The organism is Serratia sp. PL7, from assembly GCF_945957435.1.
In genome coordinates this window covers 100,488-122,998 of the sequence record NZ_CAMFLB010000015.1, presented here as the reverse complement: position 1 = coordinate 122,998, position 22,511 = coordinate 100,488, and the positions used below count along the sequence as shown (strand labels likewise).

General features: G+C 60.8%; 18 protein-coding genes. 11 read left to right on the top strand and 7 right to left on the bottom strand.

Annotation, left to right across the window (positions count from 1 at the left end; genetic code table 11):
- Window positions 1–27: 27 nt before the first annotated feature.
- Complete coding sequence (locus tag N6G83_RS36955) at window positions 28–864, bottom strand: TIM barrel protein (protein ID WP_049205590.1); 837 nt, start codon at window positions 862–864, stop codon at window positions 28–30.
- 31 nt (window positions 865–895) lie between these two features.
- The gene (locus tag N6G83_RS36950) at window positions 896–2,338 is read right to left on the bottom strand and encodes a sugar porter family MFS transporter (RefSeq protein ID WP_025304580.1); all 1,443 of its coding nucleotides are present in this window, start codon (window positions 2,336–2,338) and stop codon (window positions 896–898) included.
- Window positions 2,339–2,894: 556 nt separating this feature from the next.
- On the opposite strand from N6G83_RS36950, the gene N6G83_RS36945 reads away from it, so the two are divergent.
- A complete protein-coding gene (locus N6G83_RS36945) occupies window positions 2,895–4,400 on the top strand; it encodes a CoA-acylating methylmalonate-semialdehyde dehydrogenase (RefSeq protein WP_049205588.1) in 1,506 nt (501 codons plus the stop codon).
- Between the two features lie 77 nt (window positions 4,401–4,477).
- Window positions 4,478–5,299, top strand: coding sequence for a 5-deoxy-glucuronate isomerase (iolB, locus tag N6G83_RS36940; RefSeq protein ID WP_025304578.1), 822 nt, complete (start codon window positions 4,478–4,480; stop codon window positions 5,297–5,299).
- A gap of 38 nt (window positions 5,300–5,337) precedes the next feature.
- On the opposite strand, the gene N6G83_RS36935 is transcribed toward iolB, so the two are convergent.
- Window positions 5,338–6,174 (bottom strand): MurR/RpiR family transcriptional regulator, encoded by an 837-nt coding sequence (locus N6G83_RS36935; RefSeq protein WP_004930856.1) that lies wholly within the window; start codon window positions 6,172–6,174, stop codon window positions 5,338–5,340.
- Window positions 6,175–6,377: 203 nt separating this feature from the next.
- Entirely contained in the window at window positions 6,378–8,309 is a 1,932-nt protein-coding gene (iolC, locus tag N6G83_RS36930; RefSeq protein WP_025304577.1) for a bifunctional 5-dehydro-2-deoxygluconokinase/5-dehydro-2-deoxyphosphogluconate aldolase, read from the bottom strand.
- Between the two features lie 545 nt (window positions 8,310–8,854).
- Between iolC and iolD the strand changes: the two genes are divergently transcribed.
- Genes iolD through iolE form a run of 4 tightly spaced genes read left to right on the top strand, consistent with a single transcriptional unit; the run spans window position 8,855 to window position 13,731 of the window.
- Window positions 8,855–10,795 (top strand): 3D-(3,5/4)-trihydroxycyclohexane-1,2-dione acylhydrolase (decyclizing), encoded by a 1,941-nt coding sequence (iolD, locus tag N6G83_RS36925; protein ID WP_025304576.1) that lies wholly within the window; start codon window positions 8,855–8,857, stop codon window positions 10,793–10,795.
- Between the two features lie 41 nt (window positions 10,796–10,836).
- A complete protein-coding gene (locus tag N6G83_RS36920) occupies window positions 10,837–11,859 on the top strand; it encodes a Gfo/Idh/MocA family protein (protein ID WP_025304575.1) in 1,023 nt (340 codons plus the stop codon).
- Between the two features lie 31 nt (window positions 11,860–11,890).
- On the top strand, window positions 11,891–12,775 hold the full coding sequence (locus N6G83_RS36915) for a sugar phosphate isomerase/epimerase family protein (RefSeq protein WP_049205585.1): 885 nt from the start codon (window positions 11,891–11,893) through the stop codon (window positions 12,773–12,775).
- A 59-nt stretch (window positions 12,776–12,834) separates the two neighbouring features.
- A complete protein-coding gene (gene iolE, locus N6G83_RS36910; protein WP_019455194.1) occupies window positions 12,835–13,731 on the top strand; it encodes a myo-inosose-2 dehydratase in 897 nt (298 codons plus the stop codon).
- 61 nt (window positions 13,732–13,792) lie between these two features.
- On the opposite strand, the gene N6G83_RS36905 is transcribed toward iolE, so the two are convergent.
- Together N6G83_RS36905 and N6G83_RS36900 are read right to left on the bottom strand one after the other, a co-directional pair.
- Complete coding sequence (locus N6G83_RS36905; protein WP_049205584.1) at window positions 13,793–14,974, bottom strand: P1 family peptidase; 1,182 nt, start codon at window positions 14,972–14,974, stop codon at window positions 13,793–13,795.
- On the bottom strand, window positions 14,967–15,482 hold the full coding sequence (locus N6G83_RS36900) for a GNAT family N-acetyltransferase (RefSeq protein WP_197770981.1): 516 nt from the start codon (window positions 15,480–15,482) through the stop codon (window positions 14,967–14,969). The genes N6G83_RS36905 and N6G83_RS36900 overlap by 8 nt, the downstream gene beginning before the upstream one ends.
- A gap of 389 nt (window positions 15,483–15,871) precedes the next feature.
- On the opposite strand from N6G83_RS36900, the gene N6G83_RS36895 reads away from it, so the two are divergent.
- The 4 genes from N6G83_RS36895 (at window position 15,872) to gntK (ending at window position 20,142) form a co-directional block, all read left to right on the top strand.
- The gene (locus N6G83_RS36895; protein WP_004930835.1) at window positions 15,872–16,567 is read left to right on the top strand and encodes a pirin family protein; all 696 of its coding nucleotides are present in this window, start codon (window positions 15,872–15,874) and stop codon (window positions 16,565–16,567) included.
- A gap of 293 nt (window positions 16,568–16,860) precedes the next feature.
- Window positions 16,861–17,856: a gluconate operon transcriptional repressor GntR gene (gene gntR, locus N6G83_RS36890; protein ID WP_025304569.1), complete on the top strand. Its 996-nt coding sequence runs from the start codon at window positions 16,861–16,863 to the stop codon at window positions 17,854–17,856.
- Window positions 17,857–18,196: 340 nt separating this feature from the next.
- Window positions 18,197–19,513 carry a gluconate transporter gene (gene gntT, locus N6G83_RS36885; protein WP_016930400.1) on the top strand — a complete coding sequence of 439 codons (1,317 nt, stop codon included), beginning with the start codon at window positions 18,197–18,199 and terminating at the stop codon, window positions 19,511–19,513.
- Between the two features lie 101 nt (window positions 19,514–19,614).
- The gene (gntK, locus tag N6G83_RS36880; protein WP_213928355.1) at window positions 19,615–20,142 is read left to right on the top strand and encodes a gluconokinase; all 528 of its coding nucleotides are present in this window, start codon (window positions 19,615–19,617) and stop codon (window positions 20,140–20,142) included.
- A gap of 30 nt (window positions 20,143–20,172) precedes the next feature.
- Here gntK and N6G83_RS36875 read toward each other — a convergent pair whose 3' ends face one another.
- Window positions 20,173–20,766, bottom strand: coding sequence for a YhgN family NAAT transporter (locus N6G83_RS36875; RefSeq protein WP_004930825.1), 594 nt, complete (start codon window positions 20,764–20,766; stop codon window positions 20,173–20,175).
- Window positions 20,767–21,084: 318 nt separating this feature from the next.
- Between N6G83_RS36875 and asd the strand changes: the two genes are divergently transcribed.
- Window positions 21,085–22,188: an aspartate-semialdehyde dehydrogenase gene (gene asd / locus N6G83_RS36870; protein WP_049205578.1), complete on the top strand. Its 1,104-nt coding sequence runs from the start codon at window positions 21,085–21,087 to the stop codon at window positions 22,186–22,188.
- The last annotated feature ends 323 nt before the right edge of the window (window positions 22,189–22,511 follow it).

The following is a 22,511-nucleotide window of genomic DNA, read 5'->3' as shown; positions in this document are numbered from 1 at the left end:
AAAACGGCCTCCGCGGAGGCCGTTTTTTTACCCTTGCAGCAGGGCGATGCTCTGGCGGATTTCCCGTTCGATATCCGCCTCGCTCCAGCTGTCCAGTTGTGAAGAGAAGGGCTCGAAGGCATAGACGCCGGTGTAGCCCAGGCGTTCGAGGTTCTGTACCTGGCGGCGGCTCTCTAGCCGATCGCCCTCGCTCAGCATAATGCGCTCTTCGTCGCTCAACGTGCCTTTATCCCGCCCGTCCTCCACGCCGGACAGATGCACCAGGCCGATCTGCGCCACCTGGATCTGCGCGTCGAAGTCGGCTTGCGTCACGCCGCTCAGATAGTGGTGGAACGTATCGAGCACGATACGGTACGGCGCGCCCGAGTCGCGGATGAGCGCCTGGGTCAGCAGCGACGATCGCAACGAGCTGATGCCGAAGCCCAACGGTTCGACGTATCCCTGTACGCCATAGCGCGCAAACAGCGGTGCCAGCAGCCGCAACGCGGCGAGGGTGTCGTCGCGTTTTTGCTGCTCGCTGCGCGTGTCGTCGGCGCTGCAGTGCGGGCACAGCACCAGCGCCCGGCTGTGGATGGCCTGCGCCTGCGCCAGCAACGCTTCGGCGCGCTGCTGCAGCGCCGCCGGGTCATCCATCAGATTGAACATGCCGAGGGCGTTGATCGTGACGATTTCAATGCCGTATTGCGCGGCGAGCGCGTTGAGCTGCGCGTCGCTCAGATCGTCGGTCACCTTGCCGCTGGGCATGTCGTTGCGCAGCTCAACTTTGCTGAGCCCGCAGCGTTTCACCAGGCGGAAAAAATGGTCCAGATTGAGATTCGGCGCGATCTTGCGGTTAATGCAGAAGCGGTCCAGCGCAATGTTCATGGGCATGACTCCAGCGGTCAGGGTTGAGAGATCAGGATTTGCCGTTTTCCAGCGGCAGCGGCTTGCCGTCGGGCAGGGATTGGCGGTGGCGTTTGGCCATCACCACCTGCTCCATTTTTTCCAGTGAGACGCCTTTGGTTTCCGGAATGTAGCGGCCGATGAACCAGTAGCTGAACAGACAGCAGGCGGCGAAGATCCACATCGGGAAGGCGCCGTGGAAATGCGAGAACAGGTAAGGGTGGTCGTTGATCATCGGGAACGACTGCGACACCGCGAAGTTGGCGACCCACATGCAGCCGACGGCGATGCTCATTCCCTGCGCGCGCATGCGGTTCGGGAAGATTTCCGACACCAGCACCCAGGCGCCGACGCCCCAGGACAGCGCATAAAACACCATGAAGAACAGCATGCCGAACAGCGCGAAATAGCCGGTGGCCTGCGTGTAGAGCGCGTACGAGGTGAGCAGCAGGCCGGCGATGGCGCCCAGCGTGCCGTAACGCATCAAGGGAATACGGCCCATGCGATCCATCAGCATGGCGCCGATGACCGAACCGACCAGCTGCAGCACGCCGATCCAGATGGTCTGGAACAGCGCTTCCTGCGCGTTTTCGGTGACGGTTTTCAGCACCACCGGCGCGTAGTACATCATCACGTTGACGCCGGTGACCTGCTGTAACATGGCGATCATGCAGCCGACGAACAGGATAAACCGCACCCGCACATCGCCGTAGTTCAGCTTCCGGTGCTGCTGCTGTTGATCCTGCTGCAGCGAGTCTTTGATTTCTTTCAGCAGATTCTGCGCGTGGGCGGCGTTGGAGACCTTGGTCAACATCGCCAGCGCCTGATCGTCGCGGCCCATCATCACGTTCCAGCGCGGCGATTCAGGAATGACGAACACCAGGATGCAGAACAGAATGCAGGGGATCACGCCCGAGGCGAACATCCAGCGCCAGCCCATTTCCACCAGCCAGGCTTCGCTGGCGATGCTGGCGATTTTGAAGTTGACGTAGAAAATCACGATCTGGCCAAAGACGATGGCGAATTGCTGCATGCTGAGCGCCCGCCCGCGCATGTCTTTCGGCGACACCTCCGACATGTACATCGGCGACACGGTGGCGGCAATGCCGACCGCCAGCCCGCCGATGATGCGGTAGATGACGAACCAGGTGAAGGTCGGGGCCAATGCGGCGCCGACGGCGGACACGGTGAACAGCAGCGCCGCCAGCATCAGCGCCTTTTTGCGGCCCCAGCGCGCCGCCAGCGGCCCGGCGGCGAAGGCGCCGACCACGCAGCCGATCACCACGTTGGAGACGGCCCAACCGGTTTCGGCCGGGCTGAGATCGAAATAGGTTTTCAACGCTTCGATCGCGCCGGAGATCACGGCGGTATCGTAGCCGAACAGAATGCCGCCCAGGGCGGCGATGCCGCAAATTCGCAATATGTAGCCGGTATTGTGCTTACGCTGATATGACATGTGTTGCTCCGATTTTTATCCTGGCTTCCGTCCGCACGGTCGGGGTGTCGGGAAGAGGGCGAGCGGAAGGGTGTGAACCGTGCCTGTCATCAAGGCGATGTCGTCGATAAATGCTGGAACAAACAAGAACATTTATTTCATAATTAGTGAATAATGGAATATTGATTTTTAGATCCAGTTCAAAAAAAACCGTCACCTCTGCGCCAGGCGCCTTGGGCGTTCGGGGGCGGACGGTAACGGCGGCAGAGCAGGCTCAGTGCGGGTTTTCTGTAGCAAAGTCAGTGTGTATTAGCTCTGTTTTCTCCGCCGCTGTTGTGCTTTCCCTGGCACGACAATGAAAGCGCCAATCCGATCGACACCGCAAAATTGCGACCTCACGCACTAAAAACAAATTTTTCAAAACAATTTATTTGAAACTTTTTTTTCAATGAAATAGAGTTTGCTGCATCCGGTCAGGATTTAGCCGGCTTGCCGACGGAGTTTGGCGAGCGGGACGATTAACGCCGCGCCGCCTGTGAGTGGCCTGGCGACAGCGGACTTGAAAAGAGGGCGTGACATGAAAACCGTGGGTAATTTTATTGACGGGCAGGTGTGCCTGAGCAGCAGCAATCAAACCATCGACGTGCACAACCCAGCCAGCGGGCAGGTTGAGCGGCGCGTCACGCAGAGCACCGCCGCCGAAGTCAAACAGGCCATCGACGTGGCGCATCGGGCGTTCGCCGACTGGTCGCGCACCACGCCGCTGCGCCGTGCGCGCATCATGTTCAATTTCAAGGCGCTGTTGGAACAACACCGCGACGAGCTGGCCGAGCTTATCGTCAGCGAGCACGGCAAAGTGTATTCGGATGCGCTGGGCGAACTGACGCGCGGCATGGAAGTGGTCGAATTCGCCTGCGGTATCCCGCATCTGATCAAGGGAGAGTATTCGCCGGACGTCGGCAGCGGCGTCGACAGCTTCTCGCTGATGCAGCCGCTGGGTGTGGTGGCGGGCATTACCCCGTTCAACTTCCCGGCGATGGTGCCGATGTGGATGTTCCCCATCGCACTGGCCTGCGGCAACACCTTTATCCTCAAGCCGCCGGCGCTGGTGCCTTCGGCCTCGGTGCGCTTGGCTGAGCTGCTGAAAGAAGCCGGCCTGCCGGACGGCGTGTTCAACGTGGTGCACTGCGCCAATGAAGATGCGGCGCAGCTGTGCACCGATCCGCGCATTCAGGCGGTGAGCTTCGTCGGTTCCTCCACCGTGGCGGAACATATCTATACCACTGCCAGCGCGCACGGCAAGCGGGTACAGGCCTTCGGCGCGGCGAAAAACCAGGCGATCGTCATGCCGGACGCCGATCTGGACGCCACGGTCAACGCGTTGATGGGCGGCGCGTTCGGCTCCGCCGGCGAGCGTTGCATGGCGCTGCCGATCGCCGTGGTGGTCGGTGACGATACCGCCGACAAACTGATCGCCAAACTGAAGCCGCTGATCGCGCAGCTGCGCGTCGGGCCGGGCTTGCAGCAGGGTGGCGAAGAGAATGAAATGGGGCCGCTGGTGTCGTCTGCCCACCAGAAAAAGGTGCTGGGCTACATCGATCTGGGCGTGGAAGAAGGCGCAACCCTGGTGGCCGACGGCCGCAATTATCAGGTGCCGGGCTACCCTGAAGGCTACTACGTCGGCGGCACGCTGTTCGACCATGTGAAGCCGAATATGCGCATCTACCGCGAAGAGATCTTCGGGCCAGTGCTGGGCATCGTGCGGGTGCCGGACTATCGCACCGCCATCGACACGGTCAACGGCCATGAGTTTGGCAACGGCAGCGCCATCTTTACCGGCAGCGGCCACTACGCGCGTCAGTTCGTGCAGGAAGTGCAGGCCGGGATGGTCGGCGTCAACGTGCCGGTGCCGGTGCCGATGGCGTTCCACAGCTTCGGCGGCTGGAAGCGCTCGGTGTTCGGCGCGTTGAACGTGCACGGCACTGACGGCGTGCGCTTCTACACGCGCATGAAGACCGCCACCGCACGCTGGCCGGCCGGGCAGCATACGGTGTCCGAATTCAGCATGCCGACGCTGGGTTAAGCGCTGTCATATTCAGGCCAGGCCGTTGCTCCTTCGGGGCAGCGGCCTTTGCACGGGTCATTAACAGGAGAATCGAGATGTCTTCACTGCTTGCCAAATGTCAGACGCCGAATGCCGAGGGGCGTATTCAGCACGTGACGCCGGAAAATGCCGGTTGGCGCTATGTCGGCTTTGACGTTTACCGCCTGGCCGCCGGGCAGTCGCTGCAGCTGGAATGCGGCGACCAGGAACTGTGCCTGGTGCTGGTTGCCGGTATCGCCTCCGTCGCCACGCTGCGCGCCGAATACCCGCATATCGGTAAACGCATGAGCCCGTTCGAACGTACGCCGCCTTACGCAGTGTATGTGCCGCACCACGATCGCATCGACGTGCGGGCAGAAACCGATCTGGAGCTGGCGGTGTGCAGCGCGCCCGGCAGCGGCCACCTGCCTTCACGGCTGATTACGCCGGCGGATATCGGCGTGGAGCGGCGCGGCAAGGGGCGTAACCAGCGGTTGGTGCATAACATTCTGCCGGACAGTGAGCCGGCCGACAGTCTACTGGTGGTGGAGGTTTACACCGACGAGGGCAATACCAGCTCCTACCCGAGCCACAAGCACGATCAAGAAGACTCACCGCACGAAACCTATCTTGAAGAGACGTACTATCACCGCATACAGCCGGAGCAGGGGTTCTGCATGCAGCGCGTCTATACCGACGATCGCACGCTCGATGAGTGCATGCCGGTCTACAATCGTGACGTGGTGAAAGTGCCGCGCGGTTATCACCCGGTGGCGACCCTGGCGGGTTACGACAACTATTACCTCAACGTGATGGCCGGGCCGGTGCGGCAGTGGAAATTCACCTGGGAAAAAGACCACGCCTGGATTAACGGCGACGGCTATCCCGCCGCGCAATAAGCGCCTGAGGCCCGGCTTGCCGGGCTTTTTTGTCAGCCTTACTCGTCCCGGGCGTTATTCAGCGCCAGCGAGACCGCCAGCGTCTGCGCCAGGCACATCGAAGCCACCTGCGAGCGGAACCCGTCCACCTGCGCTTCGCGCACCACGAAACAGACGTCGCTGAAGGCGGCCAGCGGGCTGACCTGGCTGTCGGTGATGGCGATCTGCTGCGCGCCGCGCTTGGCGCCCAATTCCACCAGTTCCACCGCCTCGCGGGCGTATGGCGAATAGCTGATGGCGATCACCACGTCCTTCGGTTTCACCATGCTCAGCTGTTCGGTGAACATCCCGCCCAGGCCGTCGATCAGAAACGCGCGGCGCTCCAGATGGCGCAGCGCATAGGTGAGGTAGGAAGCGACGCTGAACGAGCGGCGCAGGCCGATCACGTAGATGTTTTCAGCGTTGTTGAGCAGCTCGACGGCGCGATCCAGCTGCTCGGGAGCGATCTGCATCGCCAGCTGCTGCAGCGCCTGCGCGTTGACCATGGTGAATACGTTGAGAATCTCCGCCGGCTTCTCCGGCGCGACGTTGTCGTCGGTGGAGGTTTGGCGGAACAGGCGCGCGCGCTCGGTATAGTTCACCGTCTCTTCCATCAGATGCTGACGGAACACCTGCTTCATTTCGTTGAAGCCGCTGAAACCGAAGGCGTTGGCGAAACGGATCAGGGTGGAAGGCGGCACGCTGGCCTGTGCGGCGATGGAGGCAACGGTATCGAAAGCGATGCTGTTACTGTTATCCAAAATATAGCGCGCCACCTGCTTCAAACGCTTGCTCAGCGTTTCATAACGGTGGCGGATCTCGTCCTGTAACAGCGAAAGTTGAGTTGGGTTGTTCATCCATTCGGCTCGCAGTGGGGTGAAGGCGCATTGGCCTGACGCCTGAAATATTGACAGGGTATTTTAACAGACGGAGCGGAAATTTCATTTCCTCAAAAAGCGATTTATTCGATCGCACATTGCGCGACTTCACAGAAAATGGGCAAAAAAATCCCCTTAAAGCGGCGAAATGGCCTTAAGGGGACGTGAACCTGCTCTCGCTGTCAGTGCGTGCCGCCCGCCTGTGGACGGTACTGGCGCCAGAAACCGATCAGCGTCAGGTATTTTTGTTTCACCTGCTCGATCAGGGCCGCGTCGTCGATTTCCCCCTGCAGCCAGCGGCGCGAAGGTTGGCCGAAAATAGTGCGGCCGACGGCGAAACCTTTCACCCAGCGCGCATCTGCGGCGGCGGCAAAGCCCGCCTTCAGCACCGCCTCTGGGGAATCGAGCCCCAGGATCAGCACGCCGCGGCAGTCGGGATCGTAGGCGTCGATCAGCGCGCCGACCTGCTGCCAGTTTTCCGCGCTCAGCGGCGGCAGTTTCCACCAGTCCGGCTGAATGCCCAACCGGTAGAAGTGTTCAATCATCTCCAGGTAATAGCGCTCGTCCTTGTCGGCGTTGCCGTCCGGCAGGATCACTTCCAGCAGCAGCTCATGGCCGGATTTGCAGCAGCCGCGGTAGACGTCGGCGATCAGCTCATCCTGTTCGCGGCGCAGTTCTGCCGCGTCGTGCGGATGATAAAACACCAGGCACTTCACCACGTGCTCCTGCGGCCAGTCGATCAATTGCGAACCGATGTTGCCGTGCTCCAGGCGCAGCGGGCGCGAGCTGGGCAGCTCCACCGGCCGGCCAATCCACCATCCCTGACCGGTGATTTCGTTCAGCGCCGCCTGCCCGTAGGTGGTGTCGGCCAGAATGCCGCTGTTGCCGTTGAGGCCGGCCTGCGCGGCAGCCTGTTGCGCCGCCGTTAACAGCAGGGTTTTCAGGCGCGGAATGCGTTCCTCGCTGACGCCGGCTTCGCGCGCCATGTCCGCCAGCTGCTTGCGGTGATCGAAGGCGAATACGCACAATTCCGGCCACTGTTGCTTGCGGGTGGTGACCCGGTGCAGGTGATTCAGGCGTGCGTCGCGGTCCGGGCGCGTGACCTGTTGTTCACGCTGCAGATAGTCATCCAGCTCCCGTTTGGTCGGCATGGCCGGGGCGCAGCCGTGACGCGAGACCACCAATGCGCCGCAGGCGTTGGCGTAGCGGCAGGCCTGATCCCAGCCCTCATCGTTCAGGTAGCCGCGCAGCAGGCCGGACATAAAGGCGTCGCCGGCTCCCAGCACGTTCAGCACCTCCACTCGCACACCAGCGTGCAGCTTCACCTGTTCCCAGTCGTCGGCGATGTCATCTTCGAACACCGAACAGCCCTGCGCGCCGCGCTTGCACACCAGCGTGGCCGCCGTGGCCCGGCGCACGTTTTTCAGCGCCGTCAGCGTGTCGGTGCTGCCGCCGGCGATATGAAATTCCTCTTCGGTGCCGACGATCAGATCGAAATGGTGCAGCACCTCTTGTAGCTCGCGCGTTACCTGATCCGATTCCACAAAGCGGGTTTCGCCGTCGCCCAGCGACGTCAACCCCCACAGCACCGGGCGGTAATCGATGTCCAGCGCGGTGCGCAGGCCGTGGCGGCGCGCGTATTCCAGCGCCTTCAGCACCGCGGCGCGGGTGTTCGGGTGCGACAGGTGCGTGCCGGTGATGGCCAGCGCGCGCGCGGAAGCAATGTAGGCCTCGTCGATGTCGTCGGGCGTCAGCGCCATGTCCGCGCAGTTTTCGCGGTAGAAGATCAGCGGGAAGGTTTCCTGATCCTTGATGCCGAGGATCACCAGGCCGGTTAACCGACGTTTGTCGGTGATCAGGCAGCGAGTATCGGCCCCGACGCGCTGCAGCTCTTCGCGCAGAAAGCGGCCCATGTGTTCATCGCCGACGCGCGCCAGCATGCCGGATTTTAACCCCTGAATGGCGGTGCCGTAGGCCACGTTGCCGGAAGATCCGCCGAGGTACTTGGCGAATGTGCCGGCGTCTTCCAGCCGCGCGCCGATCTGCTGAGCATAGAAATCGACGGCGATGCGCCCGAGACAAATGACATCAAGCTGTTTTTCTTGTGTAGCCATACCCGTTTCCTTCTGTTTAAGCAAAACTCCGGCGGCGGCCCGAGCGTGGCGCCCTGCAGGAAGCATGTGGATAGTATGGGGAATGAAAATTTCAATTTCAATATAGAATGAAATTTACACCCCGAAAATGTGATGCGTTTAAAACATCGACAGGAGAACGGGAAAAGCCGATGAAGCGGCCATAAGACGGCGACCGGGCGCGCGCAGAAAAGGGGGTTAGATCAGGATAAAAGGCTGTCAGCCCGTGTGGTAACGGTTGTTATCGGCCGGTGCGCGGCGCGAAGCCAGTAAAGGCTGAATCACGAGATGAAACGGGCTTTTCATGTAATATGCGATCTTTATCGCAAAATGAAATGTTTCTTCTGTAATGTGATTTTATGAAAAATATATTTGTTTATAATCGCTTCACGTTTCAGGTTGTCGACTTCGTGAGCAGCGGGCATCGCCTGCTCAAGATAATAGCTGCCGCCGCGTAATACAAACACGGGATTGTCGGCTCGGCGCGAGCCCTTTCCGGGGCGGCCCTCAATCTAAAGGGTGAGTAAATGGGCAAGATCAGGCTAACCATGGCGCAGGCGCTCGTCAGATTTCTCGATAACCAGTATCTGCTGGCCGACGGGGTGGAAACCAAATTCGTCGCGGGCATTTTCGCGATTTTCGGCCACGGCAACGTGCTGGGGCTGGGGCAAGCGCTGGAACAGGATAGCGGCGATCTGCGGGTGCATCAGGGCCGCAACGAGCAGGGGATGGCCCATGCGGCGATCGGCTTCGCCAAACAAAAACTGCGCCGGCAGATCTACGCCTGCACTTCATCGGTCGGCCCCGGCGCCGCCAATATGATCACCGCCGCGGCCACCGCCACTGCCAACCGCATTCCTTTATTGCTGCTGCCGGGCGACGTTTACGCTTCCCGCCAGCCGGACCCGGTGCTGCAGCAAATCGAACAGTCTTACGATCTCAGCATCAGCACCAACGACGCGTTCCGCGCGGTGAGCAAATACTGGGACCGCATCGTGCGACCGGAACAGCTGATGAGCGCCTGCATCAATGCGATGCGCGTGTTGACCGATCCGGCGGAAACCGGCGCGGTGACGCTGTGTCTGCCGCAGGACGTGCAGGGGGAAGCCTACGACTACCCCGACTATTTCTTCCAAAAACGCGTGCACCGGCTCGATCGCCGTCCGGCGACCGACGGCATGTTGGCGGACGCGTTGGCGCTGCTGACGGCCAAACGCAAACCGCTGCTGGTGTGCGGCGGCGGCGTGAAATACTCGCAGGCCGGGCGGGCGCTGCGCGAATTCGCCGAGCGCTTCGGCATTCCGTTCGCCGAGACCCAGGCCGGCAAAGGCGCGGTGCCGAGTGACCATGAGTTCAACCTCGGCGGCATCGGCGAAACCGGCTGCCTGGCGGCCAACACGCTGGCCCGTCAGGCCGATCTGGTGATTGGCGTCGGCACCCGTTACACCGATTTCACCACCTCGTCTAAATGGCTGTTTCAACACCCGGACGTCAGCTTCCTCAATATCAACGTCAGCGCCTTCGACGCCGGCAAGCTCGACGGCGTGCAGGTGCTGGCGGACGCCCGCGAGGCCCTGAGCGAACTGGGCGCGCTGCTGACGCAAACCGAGTACCGCGCCGGCTGGGGCGACGCCATCGCCGCGGCGCGCGCTGCCCAGCATGAAGAGACCGAGCGGGTTTACGCGGTGGAATACAGCGGCGCAGGCTTTGTGCCAGAGATCGACGATCACCTCGATCGCGAGCGGGTGTTCGCCGAATTTATCGCTCAGACCGACTCGGCGATGACGCAAAGCCGGGTGCTGGGGGTACTGAACCGCGAGCTCCCGCCGGACAGCGTGATCGTGGCCGCCGCCGGCAGCCTGCCGGGCGATCTGCAGCGGGTGTGGCATAACCGCGGCGAGCACGGTTATCACGTGGAATACGGCTACTCCTGCATGGGGTACGAGGTGAACGCCGCATTGGGGGTCAAGCTGGCCGAGCCGCAGCGTGAGGTGTACGCGATGGTGGGCGATGGCGCCTTCATGATGCTGCATTCCGAACTGGTCACCTCGATTCAGGAAGGTTGCAAGATCAACGTGGTGCTGTTCGACAACATGACCAACGGCTGCATCAACAACCTGCAGATGGAACACGGCATGGACAGCTACACCACCGAATTCCGCTTCCGCAATCCAGAGGGCGGCAAGCTCGACGGCAAACTGGTGCCGGTCGATTTCGCCATGCTGGCGGCGGCTTACGGCTGTAAAACCTATCGCGTCACCACCGAGCAGCAGCTGCTCGATGCGCTGGCCGACGCCCGCAGGCAGACCGTGTCCACGCTGCTGGACATCAAGGTGCTGCCGAAGACCATGGTGCACAAGTATCTCAGCTGGTGGCGCGTGGGCGGCGCTCAGGTGGCCGACAGCGAGAAAATCGTCGCAGTGGCGCGCAAGCTGCAGGAAAACATCGATAAGGCGCGCGATTACTGATTCGTTTTCGAACACAACACACTTTCCAGAGGGTAGCGAAAATGACATTGAACATTGGGGTTATCGGCACCGGCGCCATCGGCCGCGATCATATCCGTCGCTGCAGCAAAGTTTTGCAGGGCGCCCGCGTCGTGGCGGTGAACGACATCAATCGCGACAACGCCGCCAAGGTGGTGAGCGATCTGCAGCTGGATGCGCGGGTGTATGACAACGGCCACGATCTGATCAAGGCCGCCGACGTGCAGGCGGTGCTGGTCACCTCCTGGGGGCCAAGCCACGAAGAATTCGTGCTTGCGGCCATCGCCGCCGGCAAACCGGTGTTCTGCGAGAAGCCGCTGGCGGTGACCGCGCAGGGCTGCAAGAACATCGTCGATGCCGAAGCGAAGCACGGCAAGCGGCTGGTGCAGGTCGGCTTTATGCGCCCCTATGACCAGGGCTATCGCGCGCTGAAACAGGTGCTGACCAGCGGCCAGATCGGCGAACCGCTGATGTTGCACTGCGCGCACCGCAACCCGACGGTCGGCGAGGCCTACACCACCGATATGGCGATCACCGATACCCTGATCCACGAAATCGACGTGCTGCGCTGGCTGCTCGACGACGACTATGTGTCGGTGCAGGTGGTGTTCCCACGCAAGAGCCCGAAGGCGTTCCCGCATCTGAAAGATCCGCAGATTGTGCTGTTTGAAACCGCCAAAGGCACGCGCATCGACGTCGAAATTTTCGTCAACTGCCAGTACGGCTACGACATTCAGTGTGAAGTGGTGGGGGAAACCGGCATTGCCAAACTGCCGGAGCCGTCCTCGGTGCAGATGCGCAGCGGCGCCCGCCTGTCGACCGAAATCCTGACCGACTGGAAGGATCGCTTTATCGACGCCTATGACGTCGAGCTGCAGGGGTTCATCAACGACGTGGCCGCGGGCCAGCTGACCGGGCCTTCCGCCTGGGACGGCTACGCCGCCGCCGTGACCGCCGACGCCTGTGTGGCGGCCCAGCTCAGCGGTGAGATCGTACCGGTGACCCTGCCGGCGCGCCCGGCGTTTTACAACAAGCCATCGGCTTGAACCCCGTACCCATGATTGCAGAGGAGTGACCATGAAGATCGCTTTTGATGTCGACGTTATCCGGGATTTGGGCGTGACCAAAATGGTTCAGCAGGTGGCGGACTGGGGCTATAAATACATCGAGCAGTCGCCGCACCCGCAGATCAACCCGTTTTACAAGCATCCGAAGGCCAGCCGCGAAATCATGGCGGAGTATAAAAACGCCCTGAAAGCGACCGGCGTGGAGATCTCCTCATTTATCGTGGTGTATCGCTGGTCCGGGCCGGGCGAAGATCGCCGCCAGGCGGCGGTCAAAAACTGGCGACGGATGATCGAGATCGCAGTAGAAATGGGCGTGCAGGTGATCAACACCGAACTGGCCGGCAACCCCAACGAGCCGGAGATCTGCGAGGAGCTGTGGTATCGCTCGATGGAGGAGCTGCTGCCGATCATCGAGCGTGAAGGTATCCGTATGGAGATCCAGTCGCACCCGTGGGACTTCTGCGAGCTGAGTAACGAAACCGCCGATCTGGTGAAATCGCTGCGCAGCGACCACGTCAAATACCTCTACAGCGTGCCGCACACCTTCTACTACGACAAGGGGCAAGGCGATGTGGCCGGCATGTTGCAGTACGCCGGGGACGATCTTTCCCACGTGCTGATTGCCGATACCATGAATCACACCAAGCATTGCCGTTATATCGTCAATCCGCCGGGCGTTGACGCCGCGGTGCATCAGCACGTCGGCATCGGCGAAGGTGAGGTGAATTTCGACGCCCTGTTCCAGACGCTGCGCGACATGGAATTTGCCAACCGCAGCTTCAAGGCCGGCGGCGAATCGATCATCTGCACCTCGTTGTTCGGCTATCCGGAAAAGATGCCGAGCCAGGCGGTGGCGACCAGAGAGCGCATCGAAAGAGAGCTGTTGGGCAAATAATCTTATTTGGCTCGCCGGCGTCATTTGCACCGGCGGCCCTCCAAGGACCGAGGCAGACCATGAATAAAGACAACGTGAAATTGGCCATCGCGCCAATCGGCTGGACCAACGACGACATGCCCGATCTGGGCAAGGAAAACACCTTCCAGCAGTGCGTCAGCGAAATGGCGCTGGCCGGTTTCACCGGCAGCGAAGTGGGCAGCAAATACCCGCGCGATCCGGCGGTGCTGAAACCGATGCTGGATATTCGCGGCATTCAGATCTGCAACGCCTGGTTCAGCACCTTTTTCGCCGACGGCCAAAAAGACAAAACCATCGATGAATTTATCAACCACATGAATTTCCTGCATGCCATGGGCGCCAGGGTGATTGGCTGCTCCGAGCAGAGCAAGAGCATTCAGGGCACCACCAAAGGCGTGTTCGAAGAGAAGCCGTACTTCAGCGATGAAGAGTGGCAGCGCGTGGCCGACGGTTACAACGAGCTGGCGAAGATCGCCGCCGGCAAAGGCATGCAGGTGTGTCTGCACCACCACATGGGTACTGGCATTCAGACTACCGCCGAAATCGATCGCTACATGAGCATGGTCAACGACGACGTTTACCTGTTGTTCGATACCGGGCACGCCTACTATTCGGAAGGCAGCCAGCAGGCGATGATGGCGATCCTGGAGAAGTATCTGCCGCGCATCAACCACGTCCATCTGAAGGACGTGCGCGATGAGGTGGTGGCGGAAGTGAAGGCCAACAAGCTGAGCTTCCTCGATGGCGTGAAGAAGGGCACCTTCACCGTGCCGGGTGATGGCGTGATCGACTTCAGGCCGGTGTTCAAGCTGCTGGACGAGCGCGGTTACAAGGGATGGATGGTGGTGGAGGCCGAGCAGGATCCGGCGCTGGCCAACCCGTTCGAGTATGCGGTGAAAGCGCGCCGCTATATTCGGGAAACCGCCGGTATTTAAGCGGTAAGGGTGAATAAAGATCGAGGGGCGCTGCCAGCGCCCCTTTTTTGATGGCGGCGCGTTAGCCGCCGAGCGTTTGCCAGGTTGCGACCTGGCTGCCTGGCCATGGTGTGGCGGCATGCACGCCACGGGCGATCGCCCGAGCGAGGGTGTCCGCCGCCAGCGCGCCGATTTGCAGCACCGCCAGTTCGCGGCTGCCCTGTACCTCGCGCTGCCCGGTGGACAGGGCGAACACCACGTCGCCGTCAAACGGGCTGTGCAGCGGGCGAATAGCGCGCGCCATACCGTCTTGCGCCATGATGGCCACCCGTTTCAACTCCACTCGCGTCAGCGCCAGGTCGGTGGCGATGCAGGCCAGGGTGGTGTTCTTTCTGCCGCCCTGCGGCTCTTGCACCATCCCGTCTTCACCCTGCGCATGCAGTTGCGCCAGCGCCGCCGCGCCGCCGTTGCCAAATTCACCGTTAATTTCATAAGGCGTCGCCCAGAAGGCGCGGGTGCCGGGTGCGACCACCGCACCCAAACTGTTGACCGCCACCAGCGCGCCGACGGTAGCGCCGTTGGTGGCCACGATCGACGCCGAACCGAGGCCGCCTTTCAGCTTGCCCATGCCGGTCATGGCGCCGTAGCCGGCCCCGACGGTGCCCAGCGGAAAGTCCAGGCCGGCCTTGCCGACCGCCTCGATGCCCAACTGGCGATACGGCGGCGTGAGCTGCCAGTTTTTGTCGCCGCCGTTGGCCAGATCGTACAGGCAGGCGGTGGGCACGATAGGGGAGACCGGCACGCCGGGTGCTGGGCGCAGCGCGTAGCCTTTACCCTGTTGCCCCAGCCAGGCTGCGACGCCATCCGCCGCCGCCAGACCGTAAACCGAACCGCCGCTGAACGTCAGCGCATCGATGGTCTGTACCAAATTGTCCTCACCGAGCGCGTCGGTTTCCCGGGTGGCGGGGCCGCCGCCGCGCACGTCCACGGCGGCAATCGCCGGGCTGTCCGGCAGGATCACCGTCGCGCCGGTGCGCACCCGGCTGTCCTGAGCCACGCCGACCTTCAGGCCGGGCACATCGGTAATCAGGTTGCGGGAGCCTGGGCGCCCGGCGGCGGAAGTTGGCATAGCGGCACCTAATGGGGTGAGAGGAGAGAATATGCCGACGGCGGCGGTCAGGCCGGCCAGCGCGTGTAAAAAGGTTCGGCGGTTGATATGCAGGGGCCGGCACAGCGGCCCCTGCGGGTGGGGAATATTACGCATCGCCGTGCGGCTGCCCGGAGCGCAGACGCGCCATATGGTAGGCATCGACCAGCACGCCGTCGCGCATGGCATAGGCGCGGCTGGTGCCCTCTATCTCGAAACCGAATTTGCGGTACAGCGCGATGGCCGCCGGGTTGTCGGTGAACACCGTCAGTTCGATGCGCTCAATGGCTGCCCAGTTGTCGCACAGGTCGATCATCGCCTGCATCAGGCGGCTGCCGACGCCTTTGCCGTGGTAGCGCGGATCGACGCCGATGCCGAAGGTGGCGACGTGGCGGCGGCGAACGCGCTGATTCAGCATCACAACCAACTGGCCGGCAAGCTGCCCGTCGATGATGGCCGCCAGGTTATGCGTGCCCGGTTCGGGATTGGCGAGTCGCTTCTGCCAGGACTCGACGGACGGTAGCGGGAGCTGCAGCGTATCGCGGTAGACGGGCGTCTGCGAATAAAGATGATGCAGGGCTTGCGCATCCGTTGTTTCCACGTGGCGTATCACGATCTCGCTCATGTCGCTGCTCCTTTTGCTTACCGGTTGAATAACCTCTGAATTTATCCGTTTACTGCCTTGAGTCAATATTATTTCAACGGGTCAAAAAAAACGCTTTACAGGTGCGAATGATAATGATTATTATTGCGATGCGTTCCGGGGAGGGCATCAACCCTTGATACTCTCGCTGCGAAGGCACGACATTGCTCACATTGCTTCCAGTGTTTACTTAGCCAGCTCGGGTGCTGGCTTTTTTTTTGCCCTTTTTCAGCCGTTTCCGCCTTCAACAAATCCGCTGCCCATCCGCTGTTTCATTCCATCGAAATTTTTGAACAGAGGCATGAGTTTTTTACGCTTTCTTATTCTGCTGGCAGGACTAGACTGTAAAAAAACATTGAGGAGAGTTGAATATGATTTATGTACGTAAAGCGGAAGACCGCGGCCACGCCAATCATGGCTGGCTGGATAGCTGGCACACCTTCTCATTTGCCGATTACTACGATCCGAACTTTATGGGATTCTCGGCGCTGCGGGTGATCAACGAAGATGTGATCGATGCAGGGCAGGGTTTCGGTACTCACCCGCATAAAGACATGGAAATCCTGACCTACGTGCTGAGCGGCACGGTGGAACATCAGGACAGCATGGGCAACAAGGAGCAGATCCAGGCCGGTGAATTCCAGATCATGAGTGCGGGCACCGGGGTGCGTCACTCCGAGTACAACGCCAATCAGGATCGTCCGTTGCACCTGTACCAGATTTGGATCATCCCGGATCAGGTCGGGCTTGAGCCACGCTATGAGCAGCGCATGTTCGACGCGCCGCAGGGCCGTCAGCTGGTGCTGTCGCCGGATGCGCGTGACGGCTCGCTGAAGGTGTTCCAGGATATGACGCTGTCGCGTTGGGCGCTGAATAAAGGCGAGCAGGGGGAATGCCCGATCGCCGCCGGCCGTCGCGTTTGGATCCAGGTGGTGCGCGGCAAGGTCTCGGTCAACGGCCAGACCGCCGGCATCAGCGACGCGTTCGCGGTGTGGGATGAATCGGCGCTGACGATCCAGGCCGACGAAGAGAGCGAAATCCTGCTGTTCGATCTGCCGCCGGTGTGATTAAGCGGTAAATATCAAGGGCTCACGGTGTGAGCCCTTGAGGTGAGTGACTCGCCTGCCGACGTTGCCTGACTTAACGCCGGCAAAACATATAAAAACAAGGAAAATCAATTTATTGATTTTCGGCTGATCGTCACAAAGGGGGAGAAACCACGCTTTTTCCCCTTTGTCTGCGTATGAAGGGCTCACGATGTGAGCCCTTTTTGCGTTGGCCGTCGCATAACCGACAATATCGGCCCGCCGTTTTTTTTGCTAAAATGACTGCCCATTCATGGTTAGTCAGTTCATTGATAATGAAGAAAAAACGGCCGGTACTCCAGGATGTGGCGGACAAGGTGGGCGTGACCAAGATGACGGTGAGCCGTTATCTGCGCAATCCCGACCAGGTTTCCGTCGCCCTGCAGCAAAAAATCGCCGTCGCGCTGGATGAGCTGGGCTACATCCCCAACCGCGCGCCGGACATCCTCTCCAACGCCACCAGCCGGGCGATTGGCGTGCTGTTGCCGTCGTTGACCAACCAGGTGTTCGCCGAAGTGCTGCGCGGCATCGAAAGCGTGACCGACGCGCACAACTACCAGACCATGCTGGCGCACTATGGCTACCTGCCGGAGCGTGAAGAAGAACGTCTGACCTCGCTGCTGTCTTACAATATCGACGGCCTGATCCTGTCTGAGCGCCATCACACGCCGCGCACCCTGAAAATGATCGAGGTGGCGGGCATTCCGGTGGTGGAGCTGATGGACTGCGTCTCGCCGTGTATCGATCTGGCGGTGGGCTTCAACAACTTCGAGGCGGCGCGCCAGATGACCCAGCAGATCATCGCGCACGGCCACCGTCACGTGGTCTATTTCGGCGCCCGTCAGGATGAACGTACCATCATCAAGCAGCAGGGGTATGAGCAGGCGATGCGTGAATCCGGCCTGGAGCCGTACAGCATCATGACCGCGCGATCTTCCTCCTATTCCGCCGGCGGTGAACTGCTGCGCGTGGCGCAGCGCGACTATCCGCAGATCGACAGTATCTTCTGCACCAACGATGACCTGGCGATCGGCGCGGCCTTCGAGTGCCAGCGGCAGGGGCTGTCGATCCCGCAGGACATGGCGATCGCCGGCTTCCACGGCCATGACATCGGCCAGGTGATGGTGCCGAAGCTGGCCAGCGTGCTGACGCCGCGTGAACGCATGGGGCAGATCGGCGCCGAGCGCTTGCTGGCCCGGCTGCGCGGTGAAACGGTGTGCCCACGCATGGTGGACGTCGGTTTCACCGTGATCCCCGGTGGCAGTATCTGAGCCATTTTAACGTTCTGTTTTAACACCCTTTCTTTTTGCAGCGCGCTCTGAGGCGCGCTGGTTATCCCGCCTGTAAGCCCGCCGCTCGTTGCCGACATAAGTTTGATCTCTGTCCCAGAACGCGAATTTTAGCCGCTTACCCGGTTCCGGCGCTCATGTTGTTACCGGTATCATGATACCGGTAACAACGAGTGTGCGGTCATCTTGCTGCAAGACTGAACCTCTGACTCAACAACACCTACAGCTCTTCTTAAACACCGGGAAAGAGCCTAAAAATAAAACAACCGCACGCTTTACGCCTATCGTAAAGAGAGTCGCGATAAAAGGTTGGAGAAAAACTATGCCATTAGTGATTGTTGCAGGCGGCGTAGCGCTGCTGCTGCTGCTGATGATCCGCTTCAAGCTGAACGGCTTTATCTCTCTGGTTCTGGTTGCCCTGGCGGTCGGGATTGCACAGGGTATGCCGGTCGATAAGGTCATCGGCTCCATCAAGGCCGGCGTGGGCGGTACGCTGGGCAGCCTGGCGCTGATCATGGGCTTCGGCGCCATGCTCGGCAAGCTGCTGGCGGACTGCGGCGGCGCACAGCGCATCGCCACCACGCTGATCGACAAGTTCGGCAGAAAACACATTCAATGGGCGGTGGTGCTGACCGGCTTCACCGTCGGCTTCGCGCTGTTCTACGAAGTGGGCTTCGTGCTGTTGCTGCCGCTGGTGTTCACCATCGCCGCCTCCGCACGCATTCCGCTGCTGTATGTCGGCGTGCCGATGGCCGCCGCGCTGTCGGTGACTCACGGCTTCCTGCCACCGCATCCAGGCCCGACCGCCATCGCCACCATCTTCCATGCTGACATGGGTAAAACCCTGTTGTACGGCACGCTGCTGGCGATCCCGACGGTGATCCTGGCCGGCCCGGTCTATGCCCGCTTCCTGAAAGGCATCGACAAGCCGGTGCCGGAAGGCCTGTACAACCCGAAAACCTTTACCGACGCGGAGATGCCGAGCTTTGGCGTCAGCGTTGCCACGTCGCTGGTGCCGGTGATCCTGATGGCGCTGCGCGCGGTGGCTGAAATGGTGCTGCCGAAGGGCCACAGCCTGCTGCGCTTCGCCGAGTTCTTCGGCGACCCGGTGATGGCGACCCTGATCGCCGTGCTGATCGCCATCTTCACCTTCGGCCTGAACCGTGGCCGCACCATGGATGAAGTGATGGGCACCATCACCGACTCGATTAAAATCATCGCGATGATGCTGTTGATCATCGGCGGTGGCGGCGCCTTTAAACAGGTGCTGGTGGACAGCGGTGTCGAGCAGTACATCGCCGGCCTGATGGAAGGCAGCAACGTTTCGCCGATTCTGATGGCTTGGTCAATCGCCGCCGCGCTGCGTCTGGCGCTGGGTTCCGCCACCGTGGCGGCAATCACCGCCGGCGGCATCGTCGCGCCGCTGATCGCCACCACCGGCGTCAGCCCTGAGCTGATGGTGATTGCGGTCGGCTCCGGCAGCGTCATCTTCTCGCACGTCAACGATCCGGGCTTCTGGCTGTTCAAGGAGTATTTCAACCTGAGCATCATGGAAACCATCAAATCCTGGTCGGTGCTGGAAACCATCATCTCGGTGTGCGGCCTGGTGGGCTGTCTGCTCCTGGCGACGGTCGTATAATCTTTATCCGGCGCCCTGCGGGGCGTCGGCGTTCCAGAGTATCTTTATCAGTTGGGACGCATTTGGCGCGCTTGCGCCAGTTCCCATAGGGGCATGACACAATGAGCAATCCGCAGAATCACGTATTTATCCTGATGGGCGTATCCGGCAGCGGCAAATCCGCCGTAGCCAGCATTGTCGCCCACGAGGCCGAGGCCGCCATGCTGGACGGCGATTATCTGCATCCGCGCGCCAACATCAACAAAATGGCTGCCGGGCACGCGCTGGACGACAACGATCGCGCCCCGTGGCTGGCGGCCTTGAACGACGCCATCTTCGCCATGCAACGCACCAATCCCGTGTCGCTGCTGGTCTGCTCGGCGCTGAAAAAAAGCTATCGTGACCGCCTGCGCGAAGGGAATAGCAACCTGCATTTCCTCTACCTGAAAGGCGACAAGGCGGTGATCGAGGAGCGCCTGAAGCAGCGCAAAGGTCACTTCTTCAAACCGCAGATGCTGGTTTCGCAGTTCGCCACGTTGGAAGAGCCGGGCGAGCAGGAGCCGGATGTGCAAGCGATTGACATCAACCAGCCGCTGGACGGCGTGGTCGCCGATACGCTCGCCTATATTCGCCGCGTTACCGCCCGCTGAGCGCGGGCCGTTGTCGGCGCCGCCAGGCGCCTACAGCTTCATGTAAGCCCGCACGCCGTCCAGGAACATCTGGGTCGACAGCATCACCAGAATCAGCCCCATCAACCGCTCCAGCGCGCTGACGCCTTTGCTGCCCAGCAGGCGCAGGAACAGGTTCGACATCAGCAAAATGGCCGCAGAGAGACCCCAGGCGATCAACAGCGCTGCCACCAGATGGGGCAGCTGATGCGGATACTGGTGCGACAGCAGCATCAGCGCCGCCAGAATCGATGGCCCGGCCACCAGCGGGATCGCCAGCGGCACCAGGAACGGCTCCTCGCCGGCGGACAGCCCGGAGCTGTTCCCCTCCTGCGTGGGGAAAATCATCTTGATGGCGATCAGAAACAGGATGATGCCGCCGGAAATGGAGACGGTTTCGGTACGCAGGTTGAGGAACGCCAGAATTTTCTCGCCGGCGAACAGGAAGATCAGCATCAGCAGTAGGGCGATCAGCAGCTCGCGGATCAGCACCACCCGGCGGCGGCGCGGCTCCAGATGCTTGAGCACCGACATGAAAATCGGCAGGTTGCCCAGCGGATCCATAATTAAAAACAGCAATACCGTAGCGGAAATCATCTCTGTCATGGTGACCTCGTGATCGGGAAAACGCCTCGGCCTTTTCGGCCGCGTCCTTGCCTATACCTATGGATTTCAAATTGCAGCTAGGCGCCCAGCGATCGCATCCCCAGGAGCTTACTCAAGTAAGTGACTGGGGATGCGATCGTGCAGGTAACAACGCTGCAGTTTGAAAGACGACGGGTATATAAGAAGGATTGCTGAGAAATCCTCAGCCATCGAATAAATTCACTTTGCGCCCGCGCCGACATTTTGTAAGGTGAGGAGATATTGCACACAACTCGTTATCACCTACATAAGCCCTTATCCGGGCGGGATACAGATATTATGAAAAACGTTGGTTTCATCGGTTGGCGCGGAATGGTCGGCTCGGTTCTCATGCAACGCATGACGGAAGAGCGCGATTTCGACGCCATTCGCCCGGTCTTTTTCTCCACCTCGCAGCACGGTTCTGCCGCGCCGGCCTTCGGCGGCCAGCAAGGCACGCTGCAGGATGCGTATGACATCGACGCACTGAGCGCGCTCGATATCATTATTACCTGTCAGGGCGGCGATTATACCAACGAAGTCTATCCTAAGCTGCGCGCCAGCGGTTGGCAGGGTTACTGGATCGACGCGGCCTCGTCGCTGCGCATGCAGGACGACGCCATCATCATCCTGGATCCGGTCAACCACGCGGTGATCCAGCAGGGCCTGGACAAGGGCATCAAAACCTTCGTTGGCGGCAACTGCACCGTCAGCCTGATGCTGATGTCCCTCGGCGGCCTGTTCGCCAACGATCTGGTGGAGTGGGCGTCGGTCGCCACCTACCAGGCGGCCTCCGGCGGCGGCGCGCGCCACATGCGCGAACTGTTGACCCAAATGGGTATGCTGCACGCCGACGTGGCGAAAGAGCTACAGGACCCGGCTTCCGCCATTCTGGATATCGAGCGCAAGGTGACCGAAGCCACCCGCAGCGGCAAACTGCCGACCGATAACTTCGGCGTGCCGCTGGCCGGCAGCCTGATCCCATGGATCGACAAGCAGCTCGACAACGGCCAGAGCCGTGAAGAGTGGAAAGGCCAGGCGGAAACCAACAAGATTCTGAATACCGGCAGCGTGATCCCGGTCGATGGCCTGTGCGTGCGCGTCGGCGCGCTGCGCTGCCACAGCCAGGCATTCACCCTGAAGCTGAAAAAAGACGTGTCGCTGCCGGACATCGAGCAGATGCTGGCGACGCACAACGACTGGGTGCGCGTGATCCCGAACGACCGCGAGCTGACCATGCGCGAACTGACGCCGGCGGCGGTGACCGGTACGCTGAATACGCCGGTCGGCCGTCTGCGCAAGCTGAACATGGGGCCGGAGTACCTGTCGGCGTTCACCGTGGGCGACCAGCTGCTGTGGGGCGCGGCCGAGCCGCTGCGCCGCATGCTGCGCATCCTGTTGTAAACCCGCACTTCCTGGGGGCTGGCTGATTTCAGCCCCCTAAAGCCTTATTTTCCGCCTTTTTGTTCGCCGCGCACCGCGTCGGACAACGTCACCGCAAGCCTCGTTTCACTGGGCTCCACCCCGCATATCGCCTCGTCGGCCGCCGCATTCAGACGCCGCCGGGCTGGCAGTTTTCTTAATGAAGAATTTTCCTGAGCAATGCTGAGCAGTTTTTAACAGACATTGGCTATGCTTAACGCATGGGTGAACACTTTTTCACCATGACTGAAATATTTCAAAAAATAAGCATAAAGAGCGAAATTCAGGTCGGCAGAGTAAAGATT